Origin of the sequence: Clostridium sp. Cult2 (assembly GCF_021655075.1) — a bacterium.
GTDB lineage: Bacteria > Bacillota > Clostridia > Tissierellales > Tepidimicrobiaceae > Schnuerera.
In genome coordinates this window covers 25,402-34,339 of sequence record NZ_PPXX01000058.1, presented here as the reverse complement: position 1 = coordinate 34,339, position 8,938 = coordinate 25,402, and the positions used below count along the sequence as shown (strand labels likewise).

General features: G+C 32.7%; 5 protein-coding genes. All 5 read left to right on the top strand.

All coding sequences use genetic code 11. The annotated features are described in order from the left end of the window. Nucleotides 1–86: 86 nt before the first annotated feature. The 5 genes from uvrC (at nt 87) to murB (ending at nt 8,937) form a co-directional block, all read left to right on the top strand. On the top strand, nt 87–1,955 hold the full coding sequence (gene uvrC / locus C3E90_RS06640; RefSeq protein WP_236914879.1) for an excinuclease ABC subunit UvrC: 1,869 nt from the start codon (nt 87–89) through the stop codon (nt 1,953–1,955). A 1-nt stretch (nt 1,956) separates the two neighbouring features. Next, complete coding sequence (hprK, locus tag C3E90_RS06635; protein ID WP_236914878.1) at nt 1,957–2,892, top strand: HPr(Ser) kinase/phosphatase; 936 nt, start codon at nt 1,957–1,959, stop codon at nt 2,890–2,892. A 121-nt stretch (nt 2,893–3,013) separates the two neighbouring features. Beyond that, complete coding sequence (nifJ, locus tag C3E90_RS06630; protein WP_236914877.1) at nt 3,014–6,544, top strand: pyruvate:ferredoxin (flavodoxin) oxidoreductase; 3,531 nt, start codon at nt 3,014–3,016, stop codon at nt 6,542–6,544. Nucleotides 6,545–6,697: 153 nt separating this feature from the next. Next, nucleotides 6,698–8,008: an ABC transporter substrate-binding protein gene (locus C3E90_RS06625; protein ID WP_236914876.1), complete on the top strand. Its 1,311-nt coding sequence runs from the start codon at nt 6,698–6,700 to the stop codon at nt 8,006–8,008. A gap of 17 nt (nt 8,009–8,025) precedes the next feature. Beyond that, entirely contained in the window at nt 8,026–8,937 is a 912-nt protein-coding gene (gene murB, locus C3E90_RS06620) for a UDP-N-acetylmuramate dehydrogenase (RefSeq protein ID WP_236914875.1), read from the top strand. Nucleotide 8,938 lies beyond the last annotated feature (1 nt).

Sequence of the window (8,938 nt, the reverse complement as noted above, 5' to 3'; positions counted from 1 at the left end):
ACTTATTTATAATAATTGATTAATTATTTTTATTATTATTATGGTATTATTAGACTAAGATGATTAATAAGTTGAAAGGTGGTTTTATGTTTAATATAGATGAAGAGTTGAAAAAATTACCAGATGAACCTGGGGTATATATAATGAAGGATGAAGATGGACAAATAATCTATGTTGGGAAGGCTATATCCTTAAAAAATAGGGTTAGACAATATTTCCAATCTTCTCGAAACAATCCACCTAAGGTCAATGCAATGGTGAAACATATTCGTGAATTTGAATATATAATTGTAGATAATGAAGTGGAAGCCTTAATATTGGAGGCTAATTTAATTAAGAAACATAAGCCTAAATACAATATATTATTAAGAGATGATAAACAGTATCCATATATTAAGGTAACAACTAACGAACCATTTCCTAGAGTTATTAAGACTAGAAATGTTTTAAAGGATGGTGCTAAATATTTTGGGCCTTATCCAAGTGCCTATGCAGTTAACGATACTTTAGATATAATTAGAAACCTTTATCCCATAAGGACTTGTAATAAAAACTTCGAAAAAGAAGGTATAAAAACTAGACCTTGTCTAAATTACTATATAGGCAGATGTTTAGGGCCTTGCCAAGGGAATGTTAATGAAAAAAAATATATGGATATGATTGATGAAATAATAATGTTTTTAAGCGGTAAAGAAGATAAGTTAATAGAAGTAATTGAAGAAAAGATGAAGAATGCATCAGAGAATCTTGATTTTGAAAATGCTGCTAAGTATAGAGATCAAATTAACTCTCTAAATATTATTCTTGAAAAGCAAAAGATGGTAAGTTCAAATATTATCGATCAAGATGTAATAGGTATGGCAAGAGGTGTAAATGAAGTTTGTATCCAAGTATTTTTTATAAGGGCAGGTAAAATAGTAGGTAGAGAACATTTCATACTATCGGATACTTTTAATGAAGATAGAAAGGAAATCCTTAGTTCCTTTATTAAACAATTTTATCTAGGAACTGCCTGTGTTCCCAAGGAGATATTTATAGAAGAGGAAATTGAAGATATTGAAGCAGTGTCTAAATGGCTGTCAGAAAAAAGGGGCAATAAGGTTATCTTACGAGTACCTAAAAGAGGAGAAAAATCTCAGCTTATGGATATGGTAAGGAAAAATGCAATGGATATGTTAAATCAGCATGGAGATAAATTCTTGAGAAGACAAAGGCAAGAAGAGAATGGGTTAGAACAATTAAAGTTTGTATTAGGGTTAGAGAATATTCCCTATAGAATAGAAGCATATGATATTTCTAATATATCTGGTGTTTTATCTGTAGGTTCTATGGTTGTATTTGAACAGGCAAGACCTAAAAAGAGCGATTATAGAAGGTTTAAAATTCAGACTGTAACTACTCCTGATGATTATAAGAGTATGGAGGAAGTTATTAAGAGAAGATTTATTAGAGGATTAAAAGAAAAAGAGATAATGAAGGAAAATAATATAGAAATAAAAGGATTTTCTGTCTTTCCTGATTTAATAATGATAGATGGTGGAAAAGGACAAGTAAATATAGCATTAAATGTTTTGGAGGAATTGAATCTAGATATTCCTGTTTGTGGACTGGTTAAAGATGAATTCCATAATACAAGGGGTATTATCTATAATAACCGGGAGATAAACTTAGAAGAAGATAGTGCTGGATTTAGACTAATATATAAGATACAAGAGGAAGCTCATAGATTTGCCATATCCTATCATAGGAGTTTAAGGAGTAAAAAGATGTTTAAATCCGAATTAGATGATATAAGGGGTATAGGAGAAAAAAGGAAGAAGGAACTTCTCAAACATTTTTATTCCATAGACAATATTAAAAAAGCCTCTGTAGAGGAATTAGCTCAGGTAAAAAGTATGAATAGAAAAGTAGCAGAAGATTTATATAACCATTTTAATAAAAATAAGGAGAGATAATATGGATTATATAACTTTAGATAGAATTGTTGAAGATTTAAAAATGGAGGTAGTCTTTAAGGCTGATAATATAGAAGAAATAAAGATTAATGCTAGTGAAATCAATAGACCTGGTCTTCAACTATCAGGATACTATGACAAATTTGCCCATGAAAGATTGCAAATAATTGGAAATGTAGAATGGCATTATTGTAATAGCTTAACAGAGGATGTACGCTATGACAGATTTGATAAAATATTTTCCTACCCTTTTCCTGCTATTATTATATCAAGAGAACTTCCAGTATTTCCAGAGATGTTAAAATTAGGCATCCATTACAATAGAAGTATATTAAGAACAGAATTATCTACAACTAAATTTGTTAATCTACTAATAAACTATCTCGATTATGTTTTAGCTCCTGAAACTACTGTCCATGGTGTTTTAGTAGAAGTCTATGGAATGGGTATACTAATCATGGGTGAAAGTGGTGTAGGGAAAAGCGAAACAGCTTTAGAGCTAATTAAAAGAGGCCATCGTCTAGTAGCTGATGATGTAGTTGAGATTAAAAAAGTTGAAGAAGGCTTAAGGGGAGAGGCTCCAGATTTAATTAGATACTTTATGGAGATACGAGGTATAGGAATACTAGATATTGAAAGACTATATGGAGTAGGGGCTATTAAGAGTAATGAATTTATTGATTTAGTTATTGAATTTGAATTTTGGGATAGTACTAAAGAATACGACCGGGTTGGACTGGATGGGGATTCTATAGAACTACTAGGTGTTAAAGTACCAAAATTAGTTATTCCAGTAAGACCAGGCAGAAATTTAGCCATGATTATTGAAGTGGCTGCAAGAAATACAAGACAGAAAAAACTTGGCTATAATGCAGCTGTAGAGTTGAATAATAAGATAAAGAAAAGGGCTAAAGCAAGGAGGGACAAAATCATATAGTAATTGGTTGACTTTATTATTGATGTTTAATATACTTAATTTGTAGATGAAATTAATTACAGTAAAGGTTAAACTTTATTTGAATTATTTATACTGTATTATCATATAAGGGGGTCTATTAATGACAAAAGTTATGAAAACCATGGATGGTAATACTGCTGCAGCCCATGTGGCTTATGCTTTTACTGATGTAGCAGCTATATATCCAATTACACCATCATCCAATATGGCTGAACTTGTTGATGAATGGTCTGCCCATGGTAGAAAAAATATCTTTGACCAGAATGTATTGGTAACAGAAATGCAATCGGAAGCAGGAGCTGCTGGTGCGGTTCATGGTTCCCTATCAGCAGGTGCATTAACTACTACTTTTACTGCTTCTCAAGGATTATTACTAATGATACCAAATATGTATAAAATGGCTGGTGAGCTACTTCCAGCTGTATTTCACGTATCTGCAAGAGCTCTCGCAGGTCATGCATTAAGCATATTTGGAGATCATCAAGACGTAATGGCTGCAAGACAAACAGGATTTGCTTTACTTGCATCTGGCAGCGTACAGGAAGTAATGGATTTAGCAGGAGTTGCCCATCTAGCAGCTATAAAGGGAAGAGTACCTTTTTTACATTTCTTTGATGGATTTAGAACAAGTCACGAAATTCAAAAAATTGAAGTAATGGATTATGAGGAATTAAAGAAATTAGTGGATTATGAAGCACTAAATGAGTTTAGAAACAGATCTTTAAATCCAGAGCATCCATATACAAAGGGAACTGCTCAAAACCCAGATATTTATTTCCAAGCAATGGAAGCCTCAAATCCATATTATGAAAATATTGTTGAAGTTGTAATCAATTATATGAAAGAAATAAATAAGATAACAGGTAGAGACTACAAGCCTTTTAATTACTATGGACACCCAGAAGCTGAAAGAATAATTGTTGCTATGGGTTCAGTAACTGAATCTATAGAAGAAACTATTGATTATCTAATGGATAAAGGTGAAAAGGTTGGAGTTGTTAAGGTTCATCTATATAGACCATTCTCTGCAAAATATTTCTTAGATGTATTACCAAAATCCGTTAAGAAAATTGCTGTTCTTGATAGGACAAAAGAGAAAGGTGCCATTGCTGAACCACTACACTTAGACATTAAGAGTGTATTCTATGAATCGGAATTACGACCAGTAATTGTTGGTGGAAGATATGGTTTAGGATCTAAAGATACTACACCATCACAAATTAAAGCTGTATTCGATAATCTAAAAGAAGATGAACCAAAAGATAGATTTACCATAGGAATTATAGATGATGTTACTCATACATCCTTAGAAATAAAAGAAGAAATAAATACTGAACCAGAAGGAACTATTAGATGTAAATTCTGGGGATTTGGATCCGATGGTACTGTAGGAGCTAATAAGAGTGCTATAAAGATAATCGGTGATGATACAGATATGTACGCCCAAGGGTATTTTGCATACGATAGTAAAAAATCTGGTGGTGTAACAATATCTCACTTAAGATTTGGGCATGAACCAATAAAATCTACTTATTTAATCGACGAAGCTGATTTTATTTCTTGTTCAAAACAATCCTATGTATATCAATATGATTTACTAAGTGGATTGAAAGATGGAGGGAATTTCCTTCTGAACTGTAACTGGAATAAAGATGAAGTTGGAGATAATCTACCAGCTGAAATGAAGAGATATTTAGCAGAACACAATATTGACTTTTACATTATAGATGCAACAAAGATAGCCAATGATATAGGCCTTGGTGGAAGAACTAATATGATAATGCAAGCTGCATTCTTTAAACTTGCTGAGGTTCTACCATTAGACGAGGCAATAAAACACCTAAAAGATTCCATTGAAAAGACCTATGGAAGAAAAGGTGAAAAAATAGTCAATATGAATTATGAAGCAGTAGATAGAGGAATAGATGCTTTAGTGAAAGTTGATATACCTGAATCCTGGAAAGATGCTATAGATGAACCACAAGCAGAAGAAAAAGAAGTACCAGAGTTCATTAAAGATGTGGTAATTCCAATGACAAGACAAGAAGGAGATAAGTTACCAGTAAGTACTTTTGTTGGTAGAGAAGATGGAGCATTTCCACATGGAACAGCAGCCTATGAAAAACGTGGTATTGCAGTGGAGGTACCAGAATGGATAATAGAAAATTGTATCCAGTGTAACCAATGTTCCTATGTATGTCCTCATGCGGTAATAAGACCATTCTTATTGGATGAGGAAGAGAAGAAAAATGCACCAGAAACCTTTGAAACGAAGAAAGCTATAGGTAAAGGATTAGAAGGACTTGAATTCCGTATGCAAATTTCTCCATTAGATTGTACAGGATGTGGAAACTGTGCTGATGTATGTCCTGCAAAGGAAAAAGCATTAGTTATGAAACCATTTGAAGAACATTATGAAGTACAATCAAAGAATTGGGACTATGCTATAGATAATGTAGAACCTAAAGAAGATTTATTACCAGCTACTAATGTTAAAAATAGCCAATTCAAACAACCATTGCTACAATTCTCAGGAGCATGTGCTGGTTGTGGAGAAACACCATATGCTAAACTAGTAACACAACTATTTGGTGATAGAATGATATTAGCTAATGCTACAGGTTGTTCATCAATTTGGGGAGCAAGTGCACCATCAACTCCATATTGTACAAATAAGGAAGGTAAAGGGCCAGCTTGGGCAAACTCCCTATTTGAAGATAATGCAGAATATGGATATGGTATGGCAGTAGCAGTTAAGAAGATAAGAGAAAAATTAGAAATATTAATGGAAGAATTTGTAAGATTAAACATAGATAATGAATTAAATGAAGCCTTTAACCAATGGTTAGAAGGAAAAGATGATCCAACAGCATCTAAAGCTGCAGCAGGAACTATAATACCAAAATTAGATAAAGAATTATCCAATGAAAGAGGCAATGCAATTCTTAAAGAAATTGCTGAATTAAAAGACTATCTAATCAAAAAATCCATTTGGATATTTGGTGGAGACGGTTGGGCTTATGATATAGGATTTGGTGGATTAGATCATGTATTAGCTTCAGGAGAAAATGTAAATGTGCTTGTATTCGATACAGAAGTATATTCCAATACAGGTGGGCAATCATCAAAGTCTACACCAACAGCAGCAGTTGCTAAGTTTGCAGCTTCTGGTAAAAAGGTAAGGAAGAAAGATTTAGGTATGATTGCAGCTTCTTATGGATATGTGTATGTAGCACAAGTAGCTTTAGGAGCTAATATGAATCAATTAATGAAAGCATTACAAGAAGCAGAATCCTATGATGGACCATCTCTAGTAATAGCTTATGCACCATGTATCAACCATGGCATAACAACTGGTATGGGAACAAGTATTGCACAAGAAAAGAAAGCTGTTGAAACTGGATACTGGCATCTATATAGATTCGACCCAAGATTAAAAGAAGTAGGTAAGAATCCATTTGTACTAGATTCAAAAGAACCAACAAAACCATTTATGGATTTCTTAAACTCAGAAGTAAGATATACATCCTTACGTCGAACCTTCCCAGAGCAAGCTGATGAACTATTTGCAGCAGCAGAACAAGATGCTAAGGAAAGATACGAAAAATATAAGAAGATGGCAGAAGACTAGAAATATGGGACAGCGGGGACGGTTCTCGCTGTCCCACATATGAATTATGGGGTAGGCAAGGATTAAGCCTGCCTTTTTAGTATTTATCCAATTATATAATCCTTACATAATGGTCACTTTCTATGAATAATTATATTGTAGGAGGTGGCCGTTTTGCGTAAAATTATTTCTTTCATTTTACTTGGTTTTATATTTATTTGGACTTATAATCTATTTATTAATAATTTTATTGTATTGGAAGAGGTAGAAGAAGAACCATATAAGGGTATAATAGAAATAGGGGATATACCCTGGAATAATATTAGTAAAGGGAATCATTATAGATGGCTACAAGAGAGAATCAGATTTTTTGAAAGACGAAATCCAGGGGTATATATAGAACTTGCCCCTATGGATTGGGATAGGTTTTATGATAATATAAATAATAGTAAGGATGTGGATGAGATTCCAGATATTATTTCTGTAAATTCAAACTTCTTTGATTTCAATATATTAGAACCTCTAGATGAATATTTTAATAAAGAAGAATTGGAGAAATTTAAACATCATGTATTAAAATCTGTTACTTACAATAAAAATCTTGTAGCAATACCCATTGGTATAAGTACCAATGTTATGTATATTAATTTAGATAAATTCTATGAAAGGGGTATTTCTCCTCCTGTAAATGGAAACTGGACTTATGAAGAATTTATCGATAGCCTAAAACAGCTTACCTATGATTCAAAGGGAGATGGTATAATAGATCAATATGGTTTTATTGCAAGTGTTGGTGCTAATGATTATAATATTTGGGGAATCATATTATCTGATGGTGGAGAACTAATTAATCCTAAGAGAATGGAGTATAATTTTTATGGAGAAAAGGCTATTAAGGGAATGGAAAAGATTATAGATTTGAAAGACAAACACAAGGTGGTACCAGATTATTTTGGTATAATAAATGAGAAAGATGCTTGGGAAATGTTTTATAAAGATCAGAACGCTGCCATTACTATTGGAGGAGCTTGGGTATCAAATTTTTTAGAACAATTATATGGAAGTGGTAATGGATTTAATTTTGATATAGTCAACTATCCAATAGGAGACAAGGATTTGCCAGTAGCTCTTAGTAATGATATAGTTTCATATGGAATTATAAAGAAAGAAGACTCTAAAAAGACGAAAATGTGTGTTAAGTTTTTAAAATATTTAACCAACGAATCTAATCAAAAATCTTTAGAAAAAATTGGTTTATTTACGGTAAACCGTGGAATAAAGGATATGTATTTGGAAAATATTAAGATGAAGAAAATTGAGGAGAGCCTTGTTTATGCAGAATATATACCTTTTATAGATAATTGGACTGAAATCGATGCTATAGTACAGGAAGAGATAAGAAAGGCTATTCTAGGAGAAAAAGCTTCCTATGAGGCTATAGAAGATGCTAAAATAGAGGTAGATAAATTAAAGAATCAAAACTAATATATAGGAGTGGTACTTTGGAAAAATCTAAACTTCATACATTATTTAAAGATAAAAGTTTTGGAGAGATATTATTTGATGAACCTATGAAAAACCATACTTCCTTTAAAATTGGGGGACCAGCAGATGTAATGATAGTACCTAGTAGAGAAGAAGATATTATTGAATCCATAAAATTTTGTAGATATAATCATATAAAATATTTTATTATGGGGAATGGAACCAACCTATTAGTAAAGGATACGGGCATAAGAGGAGTTGTTATTAAGATTGCAAATGGGTTTGACAATTTAAAAATAGAAGGGGATAAAGCAGTTTGTCAAGGCGGAACTTTATTATCTGTAATTGCAAAGCGAGTTTTGAAAGAATCTTTAGCTGGTTTTGAATTTGCTAGTGGAATCCCAGGTACCATAGGGGGAGCTGTTACTATGAACGCTGGAGCCTATGGCGGAGAGATGAAGGATATTGTAACTAAAGTAAGAGTTTTAGACATAAATAATAATGTGGTGGAACTGAGCAATGTAGAGATGAATTTTAGATATAGAGGCAGTACAGTTATAGACAAAGAGCTGGTGGTTTTAGGAGTAGAATTTCAGTTGGGAAAAGGCGAGTATTCCCAAATAGAAGAAAAAATGAGGGATTTTACTCATAGACGAGTTTCTAAACAACCATTGGATTTACCTAGTGGTGGAAGTACTTTTAAAAGACCTATAGGTTTCTATGCAGGAAAGCTAATAGATGACGCTGGTCTTAGAGGTATTAGATACGGGGATGCTCAGGTTTCTGAAAAACATTGTGGTTTCATGGTAAATAGGGGAGAAGCAACCTTTAATGAGGTTTTCACTCTTATAAAAACGGTTCAAAAGATAGTTTATGACAAATTCAATATAATGTTGGAACCAGAGATAAAAATCATAGGGGATGACTAGA